17 protein-coding genes are annotated in these 20,747 nt (G+C 36.6%); 4 read left to right on the forward strand and 13 right to left on the reverse strand.

The genetic code is table 11. The features are described from left to right. Positions 1-233: 233 nt before the first annotated feature. Both ACRXC1_RS10935 and ACRXC1_RS10940 read left to right on the forward strand, forming a co-directional pair. Positions 234-1,670, forward strand: coding sequence for a hypothetical protein (locus ACRXC1_RS10935; protein ID WP_433658732.1), 1,437 nt, complete (start codon positions 234-236; stop codon positions 1,668-1,670). A gap of 13 nt (positions 1,671-1,683) precedes the next feature. Next, positions 1,684-2,709 (forward strand): succinylglutamate desuccinylase/aspartoacylase family protein, encoded by a 1,026-nt coding sequence (locus ACRXC1_RS10940; RefSeq protein WP_393060967.1) that lies wholly within the window; start codon positions 1,684-1,686, stop codon positions 2,707-2,709. A 34-nt stretch (positions 2,710-2,743) separates the two neighbouring features. On the opposite strand, the gene ACRXC1_RS10945 is transcribed toward ACRXC1_RS10940, so the two are convergent. The 9 genes from ACRXC1_RS10945 to ACRXC1_RS10985 all read right to left on the reverse strand — a co-directional run bounded on the left by ACRXC1_RS10945 (position 2,744) and on the right by ACRXC1_RS10985 (position 12,892). Further along, positions 2,744-3,679: a hypothetical protein gene (locus ACRXC1_RS10945; protein ID WP_433658734.1), complete on the reverse strand. Its 936-nt coding sequence runs from the start codon at positions 3,677-3,679 to the stop codon at positions 2,744-2,746. Positions 3,680-3,694: 15 nt separating this feature from the next. Beyond that, positions 3,695-4,963, reverse strand: a complete 1,269-nt coding sequence (locus tag ACRXC1_RS10950) for a lysine N(6)-hydroxylase/L-ornithine N(5)-oxygenase family protein (protein WP_433658736.1) — start codon at positions 4,961-4,963, stop codon at positions 3,695-3,697. A 20-nt stretch (positions 4,964-4,983) separates the two neighbouring features. Continuing rightward, positions 4,984-6,708, reverse strand: a complete 1,725-nt coding sequence (locus ACRXC1_RS10955; protein ID WP_433658738.1) for an IucA/IucC family protein — start codon at positions 6,706-6,708, stop codon at positions 4,984-4,986. Continuing rightward, positions 6,705-8,903 carry a GNAT family N-acetyltransferase gene (locus tag ACRXC1_RS10960; RefSeq protein WP_433658740.1) on the reverse strand — a complete coding sequence of 733 codons (2,199 nt, stop codon included), beginning with the start codon at positions 8,901-8,903 and terminating at the stop codon, positions 6,705-6,707. Before ACRXC1_RS10960 ends, ACRXC1_RS10955 begins: the two co-directional genes overlap by 4 nt. Continuing rightward, the gene (locus ACRXC1_RS10965; RefSeq protein ID WP_433658742.1) at positions 8,896-10,086 is read right to left on the reverse strand and encodes a hypothetical protein; all 1,191 of its coding nucleotides are present in this window, start codon (positions 10,084-10,086) and stop codon (positions 8,896-8,898) included. Before ACRXC1_RS10965 ends, ACRXC1_RS10960 begins: the two co-directional genes overlap by 8 nt. Continuing rightward, complete coding sequence (locus tag ACRXC1_RS10970) at positions 10,083-11,366, reverse strand: PepSY-associated TM helix domain-containing protein (protein WP_433658744.1); 1,284 nt, start codon at positions 11,364-11,366, stop codon at positions 10,083-10,085. Before ACRXC1_RS10970 ends, ACRXC1_RS10965 begins: the two co-directional genes overlap by 4 nt. A gap of 55 nt (positions 11,367-11,421) precedes the next feature. Next, entirely contained in the window at positions 11,422-11,940 is a 519-nt protein-coding gene (locus ACRXC1_RS10975; RefSeq protein ID WP_392909065.1) for a hypothetical protein, read from the reverse strand. Positions 11,941-12,115: 175 nt separating this feature from the next. Further along, positions 12,116-12,346 (reverse strand): hypothetical protein, encoded by a 231-nt coding sequence (locus ACRXC1_RS10980; protein WP_433658746.1) that lies wholly within the window; start codon positions 12,344-12,346, stop codon positions 12,116-12,118. Positions 12,347-12,430: 84 nt separating this feature from the next. Next, complete coding sequence (locus tag ACRXC1_RS10985; RefSeq protein WP_433658748.1) at positions 12,431-12,892, reverse strand: ankyrin repeat domain-containing protein; 462 nt, start codon at positions 12,890-12,892, stop codon at positions 12,431-12,433. A gap of 240 nt (positions 12,893-13,132) precedes the next feature. Here ACRXC1_RS10985 and ACRXC1_RS10990 point away from each other — a divergent pair, with 240 nt between their 5' ends. Both ACRXC1_RS10990 and ACRXC1_RS10995 read left to right on the forward strand, forming a co-directional pair. After that, complete coding sequence (locus ACRXC1_RS10990) at positions 13,133-14,029, forward strand: hypothetical protein (RefSeq protein WP_433658750.1); 897 nt, start codon at positions 13,133-13,135, stop codon at positions 14,027-14,029. A 74-nt stretch (positions 14,030-14,103) separates the two neighbouring features. Continuing rightward, positions 14,104-14,616: a DUF2391 family protein gene (locus ACRXC1_RS10995; protein ID WP_392909058.1), complete on the forward strand. Its 513-nt coding sequence runs from the start codon at positions 14,104-14,106 to the stop codon at positions 14,614-14,616. Here ACRXC1_RS10995 and ACRXC1_RS11000 read toward each other — a convergent pair whose 3' ends face one another. The 4 genes from ACRXC1_RS11000 to ACRXC1_RS11015 are packed head-to-tail and all read right to left on the reverse strand — an operon-like array spanning position 14,617 to position 20,742. After that, positions 14,617-15,093, reverse strand: coding sequence for a hypothetical protein (locus ACRXC1_RS11000; protein ID WP_433658752.1), 477 nt, complete (start codon positions 15,091-15,093; stop codon positions 14,617-14,619). Beyond that, positions 15,086-18,202 carry an efflux RND transporter permease subunit gene (locus ACRXC1_RS11005; RefSeq protein ID WP_433658754.1) on the reverse strand — a complete coding sequence of 1,039 codons (3,117 nt, stop codon included), beginning with the start codon at positions 18,200-18,202 and terminating at the stop codon, positions 15,086-15,088. The genes ACRXC1_RS11000 and ACRXC1_RS11005 overlap by 8 nt, the downstream gene beginning before the upstream one ends. Next, the gene (locus ACRXC1_RS11010; RefSeq protein ID WP_433658756.1) at positions 18,195-19,544 is read right to left on the reverse strand and encodes an efflux RND transporter periplasmic adaptor subunit; all 1,350 of its coding nucleotides are present in this window, start codon (positions 19,542-19,544) and stop codon (positions 18,195-18,197) included. Before ACRXC1_RS11010 ends, ACRXC1_RS11005 begins: the two co-directional genes overlap by 8 nt. Then, positions 19,537-20,742: a TolC family protein gene (locus ACRXC1_RS11015; protein WP_433658758.1), complete on the reverse strand. Its 1,206-nt coding sequence runs from the start codon at positions 20,740-20,742 to the stop codon at positions 19,537-19,539. Before ACRXC1_RS11015 ends, ACRXC1_RS11010 begins: the two co-directional genes overlap by 8 nt. Positions 20,743-20,747: the final 5 nt, after the last annotated feature.

Genomic DNA, 20,747 nt, shown 5'->3' on the forward strand with positions numbered 1-20,747 from the left:
ATCTTGTTAAAAAACAACATGTCACAAATTCCAAAAAACCAAAAGCGACTCAAGGGCAAATTAGGCAATACCGAACAAACGCAAAACCGAGTGCACAAGTCAACATATAGCTAAAAAATATTTGCAGGCCTTAAAATTTTAATAAAAATCACAAAATATTCGCTACATGAGAAGGGTTTGAGATTATAATATTTCCATTAACTTATGCTTTAAAAATACAATTTGGAGAGAACTTGAAAAGAAGAATTGAAGTTATTAAGCCTGATAATTTTGAACAAGAAAATCACTTTTATCCTAAGGCACTAAACGCGCAACTACACCCTTTAGTAAGCCATTTTTTTAACTTGGACCACGAAAGGATTATTAAGAGATATAGTCACCTTAACCCGCAAATCTGTACAGACACTTTGAGAGATATTCTCTCGTATGAGTGTAAGCACTTTTTCTGGGGAGGCTCTGACTTGTTCTATGTTACAACACAAGCTGGAAATAGACGTATGGTTGTTCTTGAAACAAACTCATGTCCATCTGGCCAAAAATCAATGCCACCAAGAACAGATGCTGATGAGCATAGAGGATATAAATTTCTTATTGAAAATTCTTTTCTACCAGCACTTAAAAAAAGAAAGAAGAGGCTTCCACAAGGTGCACTTGCTGTTATCTATGATAAGAACTACATGGAGACATCTGGGTATGCTTCAACAATAGCAGATCTAACGGGTGAAGATGTTTACCTCGTTCCACACTTCAATGGTGAAGAACAAATGGCAGATTTTGAAAATGGTGTTCTACATATCACTCTTGAGACAGGAGAAAGAATTCCAATTAGAGCGGCGTTCCGCTATGTTACACAGAAGCCTTGGAATCGCATTCCAACAACGTCAAAGACATTTATCTTTAACTCAACGCTTGTATGTCTATCAGGTGGACGTAATAAACTATTAGCAAACAAAGCTTACGAGCTATATAACTCAGAGATTGCTGAATCAGGCCTAAAGATTAATATGCCTGAGACGATTAAAGACGTTAATAAGTTGGAGATTCCACTTTGGGTACAAAAGTTTGGTGGTAAGGCCGTTATTAAGATCCCTTATTCAAATGCAGGACAAGGTGTTTTTACAATTACAAATCAAGATGAGCTTGATGCCTTTATGCAAATGGATTACCCATATGATCAATTCATTGTCCAAAGTTTGATTGGTCACTACGAATGGAGCTCGACAAGTGAGCACGGTAAGTTCTTTCACATCGGTACAGTACCGAATAAGAAGGGAAATATTTATATTGCAGACTTAAGACTTATGGTCTACTCATCACCAAAAGGTTTTATGCCATGTGCAGTCTATGCTCGTCGTGCAAGAAAGCCACTTGAGGCAAGCTATCCAGAGGACAGCTGGGAAGTTCTAGGAACAAACCTATCAGTAAAAACAGGTGAAAATCAATGGGACTCAGATACGTCAAGACTGATGCTTATGGATCAAAAAGATTTCAATTCTCTAGGTATTGGTACAGATGATTTAATCGAAGCCTATATCCAAACGATTCTTACAGTTGTTGCAATTGATAAGATGGCAGAACAACTAATTAGTAAGAAAGGGACTTTCAGAACTAAACTCTTTAGAAGTTTAGATAACGATAAGTCACTCTTTAACGAGATCATGATCTCATAGCATAGGAAGTATTATGGGTGCAATACAAGTCATTAAGACTACTGAAGAAATCGATTTAAACTCATTTACGCAAGGTGAGATTCACCGTTTACAAATACACCTCTCAGATAATGCTCTCGGTGTGCCTTGGCGTGTACCTATCATCATTATGAAGGGTGTTGAGGATGGCCCTGTACTTGGTATTACAGCTGCTGTACACGGGAATGAGCTAAATGGTATCTCAACAATTTTTAAACTGATTGAAGAGGTCGATCCAAAAAAACTAAAAGGAACAATCGTTATGGTTCCAATTAGTAACGTTCCAGGCTACCTAACAAATCAACGTCGATTTATTGATAATATTGATTTAAACAGAATCATGCCTGGAAAACTTACCGGAAATCCAAGTAATCTCTATGCACATTACTTTACACAGAAGATCGTTTCTAAGTTTAATTACCTTCTTGATCTACATACGGCAAGTCATGGCCGTGTAAACAGCCTCTACCTAAGAGCTGATCTAGAGAATGAAGAAACGAGAACTCTCGCCTTCTTACAAAATCCACAAATTATTGTTCAAAAATATGATGAAGAAGGAACTTTGAGAGCTTGGGCAAATGAGCAAGGAATCCATGCTATTACTGTTGAAATTGGAAATCCAAATGCTTTTCAACACGCCCTTATCGACGAAACACTGGATGGTATCAAGAACACACTTCGCTACTACTCAATGATCGAAGGAGATGTTCAAGATATGATTACCGATGCCACAATCTGTGACCACTCTTATTGGATCTACTCAACAAAAGGTGGAATTGTTGATGTACTCCCAAAACTTACCCATCGTGTAAAGAAGGGTGAAGTTATTGCAAAGGTTTATGATGTCTTTGGCCAAGTAAAAGAAGTCATCTGTGCTGATCGATCAGGTGTTGTTATTGGTAAAAACGTGAGACCTAACTGTGAAGCAGGACAAAGAATACTCCACCTAGGTGTTGACCTTAAGGAAGCACTTCCTGAAGAAATTCCTGGTCATGACGATTTTGAAATATCTGAAAAATAAGAATAAGAAAGGGGGGTTTAAATCCCCCTTTTTTTTATAAATTTACATTCATCGTTAGGCCAACATTTGTTCTGTCAGCTCTAATATCTTCCGCAATAAAGCGCATATTTGGTGAAATCGAAATATCACGAGTAAAGAAGTAAGTCATCGCTATCGTTTGCTGAAGAACCTTCTCATTAATACGTTCACTTCTAAAGTGATCGGCCGAGTAAAGATCTGTAATTAGTCTTAAAGAAAGGGAGCGCGAAAGGTAAAGCTCACCAGCAAGGCTTAATGAGAAAGAACGGTTTACTTGTCTGTCTTTACCTGCAATCTCCATCCCATTAAATGATATTGTACTCTTATCATAAAAGTACTGTGTCGCATTACCTGAAAGGGCAATATAAGCGGCCTTCCACACTTTATAGGCCAAAGAGTGACTAATATTAAAAACAGAGTTAATACCTAAGTCTTTGTAGTAGTCCCACGTTGCATATTGGTACTGTAGGAATGTTACATTTTGGATTCCAAAAAGATAATAAGTTTTAAAGTAGCTTAGAACTGGGTTATCAATATTTAAGCTATCGCCATAAGTATCTAGCTCATACTGAACCATTGGATTTTCAGAGTCAACACTTCCATGAAAAGGGGCCTTCTTCTCAATACCAACCTGAAGAGACAAGTTATCTGTTTTGGAAAGACGATACTTTACACCAAAATTACCAGTGAAATTCGTTAGCGATGTTGTATTACCAGCATTTCTAATATTAGGTCTTTCAGCATCATTGAGATTATCAAGAGCCCCAGCATTATATTTGAACGAAGAGTAAAAAGACCATCTCTTTAGCGATCCTGATAATGTCTTCAATGTTGGATTATCTAGTACTTCTTCCTTCGTATTGAAGCTCTTTGTTTCAACTTCACCTTCAGACTTAGCTGCAGGAGCTGCAAAGGATAAAGTTGATATTAACATGACTATCAATAATTTCATTTTTTTCTCCATTAATTAAAAAAAGCTAAGAAAGCTTTCGCTATTATTTGTTGTGGTATATTGTTTTTCACCGACAAGGTCATTCGCAATCATGGCAGAGCGCCAAGACATCAAGCTAGTCTGTGGGTCTGCAACACCATGGCCATGACGACTAAAATTCATTGAATAGATTTTTCCATTCTCAATCGTTGTTTGAATACTGTAGTCCTGCCCTACTATAATTCGCCCTTGAGCATCCTTAGCGATTTTATCTGATAGCCCATCTAAAAAGCTTGGTAGAATACTCTTAAAGCCTGTTGCTAAAATTACAATATCGGCTTCAAAGATCTCTCTATTTTGATTGAGAAGATTATCAACCTTAAGCTTATAGGACTCACCTTGCTTTTCAATTTCATTAAGCCAACGCATTGGAGAAATGGCGTAGTCAGGAAGCTTCTTTAAATAGAAACGATCAAGATATAACTCGTTATACATTTCCTGTAGGTACTTGGGAGTGTTTCCATCACTAGCTAGAAGTTGACTCTGAGTATATGCATCTTTCTGCTCTTGCTTAAGTGAGTGAAAATTTAAAACAAACTCAGGTGTGAAAATTTCATTAGTAAAGGGAGCTTCATCAAGAGGTTGTAGATTATTTCTTCCACTTAACAAAGTAACCTTTTCTACTCTTCCCCACATTCCATTGAGTGCATTTCTAAATGTCTCGACTCCTGTTTGTCCACCGCCAACAACAACGACTTTCTTACCTTTTAAATCAAGTGACTTCATTTGCTTAGACTTTGCATGAAATAATGTATTTGAAAGGAACGGCCTCGCACACTCTGGAATATTCTTAGAAGGACCAGATGCTACACAAATATTTTTCGTGTAGTAGCTGCCTCCCTCTTTAATAACTTCAAATTTCTCACCATCATGTTTGATATCAATGACTCTAGAATCAAAATCAATATCATGACGAAGTTGTTTTGATACCCATTTACAATAATCTTGAAATTCGTAACGATTGATCGACTTTCTATCAGTATTTAAGAAGTGATAAAACTGTCCGTTTTCAACGAGGTAATTTAGAAAACTAAATTTACTCTTAGGATCAACAGGTGTCACAAGATCTTTTAAGAAAGATGTTTGCATCATAGCATCTCCAAACATCAACTCAGGGTGCCAACTAAACTCAGGCTTATTATCTAAGAACTTACTACACACTTTACCTAGAGGATTTAGAAGCGCCGCTAAGCTTAGATTAAATGGCCCTAGGCCAATTCCAACAATGTCATATATATTCTGCATACTACTACCTCAACTCAACCCTAACTATTTTTCACAAGAGGATTTTTAATATTACTTCCTAACATTGGCTTAAGACGCTCACCTGTTTCACTATAACCAGCAACAAAGCGAACAGTATTAACCAATACTTTTTCAAATTCATTTCTTAATAAGTTAACCTTTTTAGCAACCTTACGATCACCTTGATAATTTGAGACAACCTCTCCTAGTAAGTGATAAAAGTCTCCTTCTTTAAAATCGAGAGTCTCTTCCACTATTCTAGAAAAATAACGTAACACTGTAATAAAATGACCAGTGATAAGATCATGAATTAAATACTCTGCCGGTAACTGATCAAGCTCAACGCCAAAGTCATCACCTAAGTGCTTTGAGTTAGTTGCCATTCTAAAATCACCATGAAAGTCCTTTATAATTAATCTTTGTGGCCTTGCCTCTTTCAGAACAAGAATGGTATTTTGTCCATGGGCCACTAAACCTAGTCCGTGCTCAACTTGTAGATGGTAGAGAGGAATCACAACAACAGTGAAGTATTCTTTGATCCACTCCGAAACACTTAAACCTGATGACTTAATATACTCAGCAACCAGTGCATTTTGATCTTTAGTAAAGAGAAGTGCTGCTGTTGGTATAGCAATTTCATTGCTAGAGATTTTATTCTCTACGCTTTCTCGCCAAACGCAGCCTAATAATTCTTTATAGCGATATGAGCAACCTTTGATACGATTAAACTCTGGTAAAGGACAGCTTACAGCTGCTACTTCTTTTAAGACATCGACCTTGTTCTTAAGGAAACGATCCGAATTAATAATCTTTTCAATTTTTTCAGATAAGAGGTAGCCTTTCTTTATATATTTTTGCGGGATCCCTCTTACACTTGAAGTATTCAATATAGAGATGGCAACTTTTAAATCATACTTACTTGCATCAGAGCTAGAAGATAAGGTCCTAATGGATACCTGCGGTGTGTATTCATTCCCTAGCATCCCAAGAGAAATAATACTTCCTTGAAAAATCAAGTGATTAAACTGAACACTAATATATTTACTCCACTGCCATGGATGAATCGGAATAAGGATATAGTCATCAAAATCTCCCGAATTCTCTTGAACTTTCTTTTTTGCAAAATCTACTTCATCATCACTAAGAGAATCGTAATAGAGATCGTCAACCTTATGTTGATTGAGGTTCATTCCCCATTCAAGGCAATCTTTCTTGATCGCACACCAATGGAGCTGATAACTATTTCTAGACTCTGGAGCATATAATGAAAGTTCATCACTTCCCCAGCCAAGACGTCCTTTGTTCATGATAATTTTCGGATGTCCTGACAAAATTTGATCAATTTTTTTAAAGTTGAATTTAGCTATATCTTCAATAGTGATATTCTCTAATGAATTAGATTGAATAATATCTCCATAAATTGTCTGATTCCCCTCTTCAATAAACTGAGCGAGTGTTTCATCACTCATCTTGCATAGATTTCTTACCTCAAAAAAGAAGTCTGCAAGAGTATACTCATCCACAATTTTTTTAGCACTATACTTCTTAAATGTTTCTTTTTTTATTTGAAGATTTCCCCAAACACTAATGCGGCCTTGAAAGCCATAGTAGGTCTCATCAGTAATTCTAAAGTAGAAGCGATCATGGCAGTATTCAACTTCAAAAAGCTCTTCAAATTGAAGTTCTTCAATTGCTTTAATGACAAGATTCTTATGAAGTTCATAAAACTTTTTCATATTCATCATAACTCCACCTCGCGGTAAAATCTTGTACGGTCGGCCTCTAAAAGATTAGACGTTTTATGAGGAAAGCTAAAGACTCCTTTGTGTTCCCAGCCAGGAAGAAGTCTTGCAAGAGTTAATACTTTTTTATTATCCACACGAGGCTCCCCCCACACTTTTTGCGTTCTACTATCATCTTCAAAAAGAAACTTTGTTAAATGAAAGATAGAGTCAAAAACAGCACGAGTACCAAGAAACTTTTCCTCTCCAATTAGAATATGAATTCCACGATCATATAAATCAGCGTCACAATAAGGTGCAATTCTATCGTCAAATCCCCAGTAGACTTCAAAGTACCCGGCCTTCACGCCATCGATTTCAACAATAATTGGTAGCTGATAAGGGGACTCCTTGAGTCCTTGCACATATTCTCGAAGCTCCAATAAAGACTTATTCATTTCCCAGAATTCATAAATATATTTCTTATTGTGCCACTCGTGAAATTTCATTAAATCTTCGTTCATATCAAAGGCACGTAAAACAATTTCATGGCCATGCTTTGACATTTCACGGTACAACTCACCTTCATAGGCACGAGGTTTTCTTAAAGTAGAGCTAATTGGATTTGTTATTTTATTATAAATATCCCACGGATTATCAATTGTGTTTTCATTTTGATTAGTTACACAACATCTAAAGTTGCCTTTTTGATAAAGGAATTCACTATTAACGAGATAGTTCAAAAATGATGAGTCTTTGTGTCTTTTATAAATGAAATTTCTAAACTGAGTTAGATGAAATAACTCAGCTTTTTCATTACCATTGGCCAAAGAAATAATCGTATTAAATACTGAGTTAATGATTAAATAATAAGTATAAACCTTATTAACATCATCAGGATTTAAAATATTCCCTTTAGTATTACCAATAAAGTCATACTTACTGCCAAATTGTTCAACACTCTTTGTGGTAAATCCTGTTCCCTGGCAATCGCGATAAATAACACCCACCGGTAGTCCATCTTCCATCTTTAGGATGATATTTTGCATATGGGCCCCAAGAAGGATTCCATGTTCTTCAGAGAGACTAATAAACTCACCAATGACATTTTCTAAAAATGCATCAAACCAGTACTTTCTAGCAAGAAAGATATTACCGCAGGCCTTTTTAGCATTGGCCTCCACAAGGGCCAACAAGTGAGATTTAGCAGTATAAGGATTCTCTTCAGCAAGAGTACCTAGTAAGAAGGTTTCACATGTATCAAAATTTTCACGCAGCTGAATAGTTGACTCAACAATGGCACTTCCATCTTTTGCTTTAAGTGCAACATAGAATGGCTCATGGAGAATTTGTAACTTATCACTAAATTCAGCGATAGCTTCACTTTTAAATACTGTCTCCATCTGCATTCCACGAACGGCCTCTTCAGGCTGAAGGTGTCGAATCGAGTTCGTTAGTTTTACATCCATAGAGAACTTTACTAAGTAAGGTGCTCCTGGAGTGTATAATGACCTAAGAGATGAAAGAGCAAACCAATCATTTTGCCCATCCATCACGTCAAGAATATCACCACCAAGTTCTTTCTCTCTTAAACGACGCCACTGCCATGGATGCATTGGGATATAAATGAAAGATTCATCAACGCTTAATAAATCAAATTTTGCTAATTGATTCATTGCCTTTGCAACATCAATATAATCTCCATTTGTATGAATAGAATCCTTCTCACACTTAATCCAAGTCAGTTTAAAGCCTTTAGAAAACTCAGGTGAGTATAATTTAATATCCCCTTCATTCATCCCCTTCTTGCATTTTGGATAAGGATGAAATGGATGCCCTAAGAGCATTTTTTGTTCACTAGCGAGGTAGTTATCAATTTTAACTTCCGGATTGTGCTTTAGGATAAGTTCAATATTATCTCTCGAATTAATAATATTTTCGATAAACGTTGGGTCAACATCAGGAAAGCTGCTAATTAACTCAGGAAGCATTTGATCAAATTCAATGGAAGAGCCATTTAAATAAATTTCTCCCGTATAGCGATGGCCACCTAGAGGAGAAAATGAATCGAGCTCAAATGAGAGATTTCCTATTTTCACTAAATCCCTATCACGAGCAATCTTAATAAGATTATCTTGCGAATAATCTCTTACCATCGAGTTAATCAGAGATCGAATACTATACTTATTTGCAAGTTTCCTGATACTTTCACTAACCATTGGTTACTCCACCAAAATTCTCTTCAGTATAGAAAGTGTTATATTTTAAGCTTATAAAAACTGCTGCCATCACCAGAGCAACAAAGAAAAGAAGTATATAATTTGTAAGTTGCAATTTGATTATTAATCCAGACGTAAGCGCCCCTAGAGCATTGCCGAGTGTTTGATAGAAGCTGATCTCACTGGCAACAATCTGTTTAGAAACACCAGAGCTAAGCTTATAAATTTGTCCCATATAAAGAATTGGAATAATTGCAGCTCCAAATGAGAACAGAATGATAAATCCATATAATGTTCTTAAATCGTCTATTCGATAAAAAGAGTAGAAGCTAGAGATAAGAGCAAAGATTGCTAATAGTGTGACAAATTTAGAAGTGATGAGATTCATTTTTTTTAGGAATAATTGAGTGAGAATAATTACAAGAGATGCAACTGTTAGAGTCCAATAGATAGTAGCAGATTGCTTAATTTGCCCTATAAAGAGATCACTAACAATATTTGTCATACTCATATGAAAGAAGGAAGTCATAAAAGTAAAGGCCAATGGAATCATCAGTAGTGGTAGAACAACAAATTTTGAACCCTGATCTTCTTTAGCTGAAATAAACTCGATATCACTTCGACCTCTTTCAAAACCAAGAAGAATTGATAGAACGATTAATCCAATTAAAATCACAAGTCCCATATTTAGATTGAATGCCAATAGGCCTCCTAGAATTAACCCAACAAGTCTTCCTGTATTTAAGAAAACAGTAGTTTCTAAGACACCTTTTTGAGCATCTTCAAATCGAGCTATTTTAACAACCTGAGAAAATGGAATAATAGAGCTAGCAGTCATTGCATAGATAATTCGAGACAAAATAAAGCACACTAATGACAACTTAACATTACCACTAGTAAATGTTGCAAGAAGAGCAAGTGTTGATAGAAGAAGCCCATATTGTCCGATTCGGTAAATATTCTTAGGCCGAATATTTGAAAAAAGTGCGGCCCACTCCTTTGTCATAAAAAGAAAGAAGAAGATTGAAAACCCATAAATAATAAGAACTGAAGTGATATCCAGATTTGTTACCATGGCAATTTTCGGTATTAGACCAAGAAGAATTGTTTGGGCCGCACCAAAAACAAAACAAAGGCATGAGATAGCCTTAGTAAGGTTATTAATTTTTAATTTAGAACTCAAGGTACTCTCCCCTGTGAACTCTTCACCTTTTTGCTAAAAGTGATTAGATAAATAAGGAGATCACGCCAAGAAAAGATTAAATAAATAAGAAAGAGAGCACTTAAAATCCATTTAAAATCAGATGTGATAAAGAAGATCACAAAGATAAACATCGATGGAAGTAAGACCTCAGATACTGAAATATTTGTATCACTTAAGAGATTTCCATCATATTGGCCTGCTTTAGTTGTGAGATATTTCCTTCTAAATAAGAAGATATAGATCCCACTGATAGGAATAAATGAAGAAATAATTCCAAAAATACTCCAAATAATTTTTAAGACAACTCCGCCGTAGTCACCAAAATGTAGCGGCTCAGAAAGAATTAGAAGTTCTAAGTACCATGGCAGAGACACAGTACGATTCAACTTACCTGTTATGCCATCAACATATGCGATCTCATGATGATGCTCCTCATTCTCCATTAGAACAACAAATTGGTTGGGAACAGAGAATTCATTATCAGGAAAAGAAATAAAGTCATATTCTAAATGTGGAAGCTTTTTTTCAAGTTCTTTAAGAACTGTCGTTACTGATACATATTTTGCATTTTCTATGACGATAGCATTTGCTTGATGTGTCCTAACGTTCTCCCTTAAAAAGAGACCAATCAAAGTGCTATTGAATGCGAGAATCGATCCTGTGAAAGTGACGATCAAAAGCCATGCAAGTGTCTTGACTCCAATGATTTTATGAAGCCGTCCAAGCAGGATACGAGAATTCATCGTCTTTACATTACGGTAGAATTTATTGGCAATAAGAGCACCACTTAGCAGAGCAATAAGAAAAAATAGTCCCATAAGACCAATAAGAATTTTTCCTTTTCCTCCTAGAAGTATTTCTCTATGAAGCTTTAAGATAAAGTCTATTAAGATAGTCGGCTTCACTTGATTTGAAGAGATTACATTTCCAGCAAGGTCGAATTTTAACCTTGTTGCTCCTTTGAACTTTTCTATGCCTGGTTCTGTAACACGTGCTTGAATGTCTCCGTCATCGCCTTTAAAAATTGAAAGTACTTTTTTATCTTTATAATTTTCGTTTTCCGATAAGTAATTTTCAATTTTTGAAAGTGATGATTCTTCTGAAATAAAAACACTCATTTGCTCAACTGTCTGAACAGGAGAGAGCTCATGGCGCCAAACGAGAATGACTCCAGTTAGACCAAGGACAAGGAAATTGACCGCTAGGACCAAACCTAGAATGCGATGTATTTTTAAGAATTTTCTAATTATTGAACTCATATAAAATAAAAAAAGCAGGGAAGCTAATACTCCCCTGCTTAATATCAAGGATTTTTTATAGTTTCTTATAAACCATAAAATCGATACCAATATGTGTTGCCTCGGCACCACAAACATCAGCAGCACCAGTTGCTGGAACCATGATCGTTGCGTGGTGAGGGTGCCCCCAGTAAAGATAGTCATTGTCTGCAAGTTGAGCATCAAGAACTGCTTTACCTTCAGAACAGTCAGCTGAAGCATCTACTTTTGAAAAAGCTCTTGAATCAACAAGCTCGATTGTTGAAGCTGCGTTATCTGCAAATAGGATTGAAGAGTAAGAACACTCAACACCATCAACATTTTCAAAAGTTGCCTTAATTAGAATATTATCAAGTGTGTAATCAGTAGAAAGCTTTTCAAATTTAACATTCATGTTGTTGTGAGTAGCAGGTGCATTCGTGTAGTCAGTAAATGCTGCACATACATAACCTTTATGCTTTGCAACCCATCTCTCCCCTTCAAGAACTAGGTCAGAATTTGCAATTGCTGAAACTGATAGAAGTGATAATAAAGTTATAAGTGATTTTTTCATCATGTTTATTCTCCTTTATGTTTATGAAGAATAAATATCTGAACCAGTTTGACATGTCAAACTATTATCAATACATTTAAACAACTGATTGCTAATAGAGACATATATTGTAATAAGTACATGAAATTTGGTGAAAATAGGCCCTATTTGGAGACATAAATAGGGCCTTATATAAGATTTAGCGGATTGGATCGCGCCCTTCGATTTTACTAAGGATGCGAGTTTCGCCAGATTTCTTATACTTTGACTTGAGGGAACTAGTAGAATGAACCATTTCATTCTCTAGGTTTTGATGTGAGCTCACCTCTTGTGAATTATTCTTATGTTCACAAAGGGACTCTGCTGACGCTGAAAAACTCATCATACTCGCACCAATAATTAGTGTCGTAAATAATGTGTGTACTTTCATATCCATCTCCTTTGATGATTGATTATCTGTTAATTCATCATCGCAAGAAATAGGATTGAAATAAAATATCGAGTCTTTATGACATCATAGAGATTTCCTATTAGGCCATGAAATTGACTTCATTCCATTTTTCACGAGGCCTAGATAGCTTTTAATTCGATTGTTTTGAAAATTATGTCTTTCACCAATAAAAGAAACAACTTGTTTACGATTAAATGCCATGGCCCAGTCGTGAGCACTCATCCCTGAATCATTTAATTCACCGAGCTTTGCACCATATTGAATGAGTAACTTAACGATTCTTAAATTACCTTTTAGTGAAGCAAGCATAAGAGCGTTATTACCAAGGCCATCTGTTGCCTTAGGGCAGGCACCGGCACTCAATAAGGTATGACAAAAATCAAAATGACCATTCTGGGTAGCTTCAAGAAGAGGGGTATATCCCTTTTCATTAGTAACCTCCAAATTACATTCTTCATTTGTTAATAAGAAAATACTTAACTCGCCAACATCACCATTCTGGGCCCAATCAAAAATTTTAGACATAACTTCTCCTAATAGATAATTCTACGGAGAAGTTATCTCTACTTTAAAGTGAAGATGAGATAAGTTTAATTAAGCCTCTTAATTGTTATTTGAGGATTATTTGTTGATTTAAGCTATATTGGCGCTCCATGCAAAAATCTTTCTTGTTGTTTATTAAGATTTTATTAAGAAATCAATTGATCTTTCACATCAGTCTTTAGACAATACTAGTCTATAAAAAAACATACACATGGAGTGATTATGAGAACAATTGTTAAAAGTTCAAAGTTACTTATGCTAATTCTAGCAGCTGCTATGACGGTTCAAACTCATGCTCAAGAAGAAGCAAAAAGTAAAAAAGATGGAGACATCGACAGTGAAATTACAAACGCAAGACTAAGAGCTGAATCTGGCTCAAAGTCACCTTTCAGCTTTAGCCTATCTGTTGGCTATAGTGGTGGTTCAATTACAGACCCATTTGATGCAGAAAGACCAAATATTTACGGAAACCCTGAAGAACAAACTGCTACATCTATCGATGGTAGCTTTTCTGCACGTTACCGTTTCTCTAAAAACGACAGTATCTCTCTAGGTGCTGGTTTTGCTCTTTATGATCCATGGGGACACTCAGTAGCTGACGTATCTAACCCATACATTGGTTACTCAAGAGTATATAAGCTTGGTATCTTCCAAACAATCTCAGCTGTAGATTATACTCACGGAACTGATGACTACTGGGATGTGCAAAATATTTCTGGTGTTGTTGGTCTTTCACACAACATGATGGCAAGTATCAAAGACACTGGATTTACTCTTGGTGTAAGTATTGGTTTCAACCAATACCTATACGAAGGTCTTGCAGAGAACGGAACACCTAAGTCAGCACAAACGAACTACTCTGTTGGTCTATACCCTCAACTTGAGTATGTATTCAATGACACATACTCATTTAGAACAGTTTTTGGTTACTTTAACTTCAAGAACTACCGTGAAGATGATGCAACGAAGTTAACTCGTTCTTATGAGTACCAATCAGTTGGTGTTGGTATCTCTGTAACTAGAGATGTTTATGTTTACCCTAACGTTCAATTCCTAATGGATGACATTGATGGTGACAAAACAAACCTAGCAATTTCAGCTACAATTAACTTACTATAATAGTTAAAAACTTAGGCCCGGTTATCCGGGCCTTTTTTTTTGCCTAAATTCTAAATACTCTCTATAATTTTAATATGGAAATATTTAAAGGCTTAAAGAATACACATACAGAGATCAAGCGTATTAATGGCTACCTAAAAGAGGTTGTTACCTTCTTAGATGATACTGGAAAGCCAATTGGTCATGTTATCAACCCTCTTATGGTTGAGCTTCGACTACGTGATGTTTCACAAATATTTGTAGGGGCCTTTCTTGTCGCTTCACCACTTTGTTTTACTGAAGAAGTATGGAATTTAAGTGTTTCTCTTAAATTTAACAATATCTACTACTTACTAGTATCTTCAATTGTAATTGTGATGTGCTTTGTTTATTTCAACTTCTATCGATTCAAGTTAAAGGGAAATGTCGCAGAGTTTGTTAAGAGGATTATTGCAATTTACTTGATTACAACTTCTAGCGTTGTCTTTATCTTATTTCTTATTGATAAATTCCCTGTCATGACCGACCCAATTCTTGCTTTTAAACGCACAGTTATTATTGCATTTCCAAGTATCTTTGGAGCGGCCATCACAGACTATTTAAAGTAATTAAAACGTTGTATCTTTTTGTCCACAATGAGGCATATTTGAAGCATATGGATTATGAACTTTATCCTGCTTCGAAGAGTTTTGTACCCATTTCTTTTTAACCATCGGACATGAGTAAGCATTGTACTTTTCCCCTACATCATATGTATTAATGATATGAATAAGGGCCATTGAAACAAGGTGATAATTTTGATTGTTGTCAGCAGTTGATTTTGATGCCTGAATTTCAGAAAGCTTTACCTTAGAGAAAGTTAATAGCTTTTTAATTTTCTCATCGCTAATTTTGTCAATTGCACGAGATAGCTTCTTTGCAGCTTCCTCTACTTTTGCTCCATCATATTTAAAAAAGCTTGAGTGAAGATCCTCATTAAGTTCAAGAACCTTAACGACTTGTTTCTTTGTATCCTTGGCCATCTCTATACGACCGGCAGCAAATAAATTAAAAGCAATAAAACTTACAATAATAAATTTATTCATGTGTTTCTCCTTTAAGATTTTTTTGTTCAAAATATGAATATGTAATAGGTACGACAAAGAGTGTGATTAACTCAACGAGCATCCCACCAAGCGTAGGAATGGCCATAGGTTTCATGACTTCGCTTCCTGTACTTGTTGACCACATAATTGGAACAAGGGCGACAACAGTCGTTGTGGTTGTCATAACAAGAGGTCTAATACGTCTTGATCCAGCATTAACAATGACTTCCTTAAGCTCCTGCCAATTATTAGGTTTGATGGACTTAAACTCATCTTGCAGATAGGTCATCATGACGACTCCATCATCGACAGCGATACCAAATAAGGCAATGAAACCAACCCACACAGCAACAGAAGTATTAAAGCCACCAATCCATAAAAGGATTAGACCTCCAGCAAAAGCAATTGGAACTGCACTAAAGACAATTGCTGCATTTCTTAGGTTTTTAATACCAAAGTAAATAATGATTAGATTAATAACTAAAGCCAGTGGGACAAGAAGCATTAAGCGATTATTTGAGCGAACCTGATTTTCATATTGTCCTGCCCAAACTAGTGAGTAACCTTTCGGTAGTTCAACCTTTTCTTCGACGGCCTTTTTAGCTTCCTCAACAAAACCGATTAAGTCACGATCTTGAACATTTAAAAGAACAAGAGAGCGCAACATTCCGTCCTCAGACTGTATCATTGCTGGTCCTGTCACAACTTCGATCTTAGCAAGTTGTTCTAGCGGTATATGCTGTCCAAGAGGACTTGGAACAAGAACCTTCTTTAATTCATCAACACGATCTCTTAACTCTTTCTTGTAGCGAACGCGAATTGGAAAACGCTGTCTTCCGTCATAGAATTGACCAATCGTCATCCCACCTACGGCAGTTTGAAGTATTTTATTAATTGTTCCAGTGTTTATACCGTAACGGCTTGCTGCTACACGATCAATATCAAATTCAATATAAGGCTTACCAGTGATTTGCTGAGCATAAACACCACTTGCTCCTTTAATACCTTCAAGAACATGACCAATCTCTTGTCCAATTTTTTCTAATTTTTCTAGATTATCCCCGAAAATTTTTACACCAATTTGCGTTTTAATCCCTGTTGAAATCATGGCAATTCGATTTTCAATCGGGAAAAGCCACGCATTAACTAGCCCTGGAATTTGAAGCTGCTCATCAAGCTCTGCCATAATGTCATAGATAGATGTTCCGCTTGGCCATTGATCTTGAGGAACAAGCTTTACGACTGTTTCAAACATGGCAACTGGTGCAGGATCTAATGCAGTTTCTGCTCGCCCAAGTTTTCCAATGGCACTTGCAACAAGAGGATGCTTTACAAGCTCCTTATCAGTATATGCTAAGAGCTCACGTGCTTTCGTCATCCCTACATCGGCAGTTGTTACAGGCATATAGAGAATTTCCCCTTCATTTAAAGAAGGCATAAACTCTTTACCAAGTTGAGAGTACGCAATACCCCCAAGAATAAAAATAACAGTTGGGAAAATTGCAAAAATCTTACGGTGATCAAGCATCCATCTAAGAACTGGCTGATAAGTATTTACAATTTTTAAACTTACAGGGTTCTTTTCAATTGGTTTAAGCTTTCCTTTTAAAAAGTAAACACTTAAGGCCGGAACAAGAATGATCGCAACGACAACTGATCCAAACATGGCCAGTGTCTTTGCCCAAGCAAGTGGACCAAAGAGTTTCCCTTCACTCCCCTCAAGACCAAAGACTGGTAAGAAAGTGACAATAGTTGTCGCGACAGCGGTAAGAATAGCAGGTCCGACTTCACGTGCGGCCTTAATAACGATATCCACACGTTCTGACTTTGAGAGATCTCGATCTTCATTAGCAAGACTCGAATAGATATTCTCAGTCATGATAATACCCATATCAACCATTGAACCAATGGCAATAACAAGTCCTGATAAACTCATTACATTTGAGTCAATCCCAATAAACTTCATAAGAATAAAGCTAATTCCAACTCCAAACGGAAGAGTGAGTGAAACTAGTATCGAAGACTTAAAGTGTAATAAGAAAAGAAGGATCACAATAACAGTGATAAAGATCTCTTGCGCAAGGGCCGAGTAAACGGTTCCAATTGTTCTCTCAATGACTTCTGTACGATCATAGAAAGAGTTAAACTCGACTCCCTTTGGAAGACCGGCCCTAACAATGTTTATTTTCTCTTTTACATTATCGATAACTTCTTTTGGATTTTCACCAAAACGCATTGTAACGATACCACCAACGGCCTCCGTCCCATCTTTATCGAGGGCCCCACGGCGAAATGCAGGGCCAGTTCCAACACTTGCCATATCTTTAATGCGAATCGGAGTTTTATTCTTAACAGCAACAACAACATTTTCGATATCAGCAAGAGACTTAAAGAAGCCTTTTCCACGAACAATAAACTCGCGATCACCATCTTCAATGACCTCTGCTCCAACATCAATATTGCTGTCTTGAATTGCATTTATAATTGCAGTCAGATGAACATCGTAAGCAATCAATTTATTAGGATCAACATCAATTTGATACTCTTTAACAAACCCACCAATACTTGCAACCTCACTAACTCCTTCTACACTTTGTAGGAGGTAGCGCACATAGAAGTCTTGTAATGTTCTTAGCTCTTCTAGAGAAAGAGGTTTATCATTATCAGCAGAGTTTTCAAGCGTGTACATATAAACTTGCCCTAGACCTGTGGCATCAGGTCCCATTGCAGGGTTAACACCGTCTGGCAGTTCATTTTTAGCACTAGTAAGTTTCTCTAAGACACGAGATCTCGACCAATAGAAGTCGACATCATCATTAAAAATTACATAGATCGTAGAAAAACCAAATGCTGATGTTCCGCGAATATTCTTTACACCAGGAATCCCCTGAAGCAGTACACTTAGAGGATAAGTAATTTGCTCTTCAATATCTTTAGGAGAGCGTCCGGCCCAATTCGTAAAGACAATTTGCTGATTTTCACCAATATCTGGGATTGCATCAATACGTGCAGTCGATAAGCTGAATACCGATAGTAGTGCTACTAAAATAAAAAGAAGAACTACCGTAACACGATTTCGAATGGATAATTCAATAATATTCTTAATCATTCATATCCTCATATCCGCCAAAGAGTTGTGCTTGAGCATCAAGAAGGAAGTTACCTTCGATGACAACTTGATCCCCTTCTTTTAGACCTTGCTTAACTTCAACATAGCCTTCAGACTCATGTCCTGTTTTAATAATTACTGATTTGAATTCTTTGTCACTTTTCTTCACCCAAGCAACCTTCCTCTTTCCTGTATCAATAACTGCAGAACGTGGGATAACAAGAGGCAGTCCCTCTAATTCAAAAGTGATTTGAGCATTCGCAACCATTCCTGGTTTAAGCTTTCCTTCTTCATTCGTAATTGTTGCACGAACTTTTAATGTACGAGACTGTTGGTCTAGGACAGGACTTACAAAATCAATCTCGCCAGTCGTTGTTTTTCCAGGTAGAGCAATAAACTCTAACTCAACCTTTTGACCTAATTCAACGAGAGCTGAATCTTGTTCATAAACATCAAGCTCAACCCAGACATCGCTTAAGTTTGATAATTCAAAGAAGTTTTGACCTTCTTTAAAGTATGTTCCAACAGTAGCGCTTCTTTTTTGAACAATCCCTGTCGCAGGAGAATAGATAGTAATCTTATTTGGCACAGAACCTTTCTTGGCCCAAGCTTCATACTGTTCTTTCTTAATCCCCCATAACTCTAGCCTTTCCTGACTTTGTTTATAAAGGTCTCTGAACTCACGACCTCTATTTTTTAGATATGTTTTGCGAGCAAGAATATATTCTTCCCCAGCTGTGATTAGTTTTGGACTGTAAATATCAACTACAGGGTCACCAGTTTTTACAAAACTTCCAGTTGATTTCACATAAACTTTTTCCACACGGCCATCAATTCGAGCAGGGATATTACTCTCCTTCTCTTCTGATTGAAGTACCTGACCAAGAAGTCTAATCTTCTTTGTCATCTTCATTGTCGTCACAGGAAAGTATGATGGTGAAAAGTGTTTTAGCTGAGACTTTCTAAGCTTCACACTGGCAACAACTTTGGCCGCACTTTCTTTTCGTATGTTAACTTTTACCATTGGAGTTCCATCCATTGGACAAACGTCTTCTTTTTCACTTGTTACATCTGGAAAATCAGTACAACGCCAAAGTTCTTTTTCTGGTTCGGCCTGGGCCATTGTCGAGTGATCATGATCATCCTCGACTTCAACTTTTGTCAGGTTCATATGGCAGATAGGACACTTACCTGGACCATCCTCTTTAATTTGAGGGTGCATCGAACATGTATAATATGTTTTGACCTTGGATTCACTTTGCGTACTCACATCTTCTTTCTGTGAGCATGCAACAAATCCAAGTAATGTTGAAAATGCAATTAATTTAAGTAACTTATTCATAGAGGGACTCTCCAAGAGTATATTTATAATCTACTTTTGAAGTCGCTAATTGCGCTTCAAGCATAACTTTCTTTAATAAGATTGTTTGTAACCTTAATTCACTTTGTAAAAGCTCTACATAAGAACTATTTCCGCGCCCATAAGACTTAGACGTAATTGATCTCGAATTTTTAGCGAAATTAACTGATTTTTTCGTAATGATATTTAGCTCAGCTTTTAGTTTATCAATATCATCCTGAATAATATTCAGATCGCGTCTCTTTTTTAATTTGTAGTCCTCAAGCTTCTTTGTTGCCGCATAATGAGTGGCAACAGCGGCTCCCTTACTACCTCTTTTGTCATCAGAGATCGGTATTGGGAAAGAAATTTGAGCTCCAATGTAGTCGCCATTCTTATCAATCTCATCAGAACGAAACGTATACCCCAAAGAAACAGTTATATCTGGAATAAAAGCAAGGTTTGCTTGTTCAACTGCAAACTCTCCTGCAACCTTCCCCTCTTCGAGGGCCTTTAGACGATTGTCTTTTATCTCTGCTTCCTTAGTCTTATCTAATAAAAACCAAGGAGTCGTTTTGTAATCAAAACTTACGGCACGATCTCCAAGTAAGTAGACGAGTTGTGCTTTATTCTGCTTAAGTTCAAAAGTTTTATTACTTAAATCACTTTCAATTTCTGACTTTCTAATTTGAATATCTAATAAGGCCTGTTGGGTAATTCTTCCATTAGAGTAAAGTTTCTTACTAACTTTTAAAATATTATTAATCCACGCAAGATTTTCTCGTAAGATCTCTAGTTCATGCTCAATCTTGCGATTTTCGATGATATTCCCCCATAAGGCCTTAACAAGGGCCTGCTCATAATCAAGAGCAGAAAAATTCATTGCTCTGGCCTGAGCATACATACTTTCAGCTGCTTTTGCGTACTTATTAGAAAGAGCAATTTTTTGAGAAATACCAAGCTCAACCCCAGTCATAGGCGTCTGGTTATAATCGAGGGTTTCAACAGGAAAATTCTTTGCAGCGACCTTAAACATTGGGTCCCCCCAAGAGTTTTTTTGTTTTGAAGATTCAACCAGAGATTTTGCACTTCCCTTGATTGCTTCAACACTATTGTGTCTACTTAATTCCCCTACGGCCTGCTTAAAACTAAAGGCCAATGAGTATGTCGAAAGAAAAGTAACGAAAGCGATTTTAAGCATAATAA

This window comes from Halobacteriovorax sp. GFR8, from assembly GCF_050955245.1.
GTDB lineage: Bacteria > Bdellovibrionota > Bacteriovoracia > Bacteriovoracales > Bacteriovoracaceae > Halobacteriovorax_A.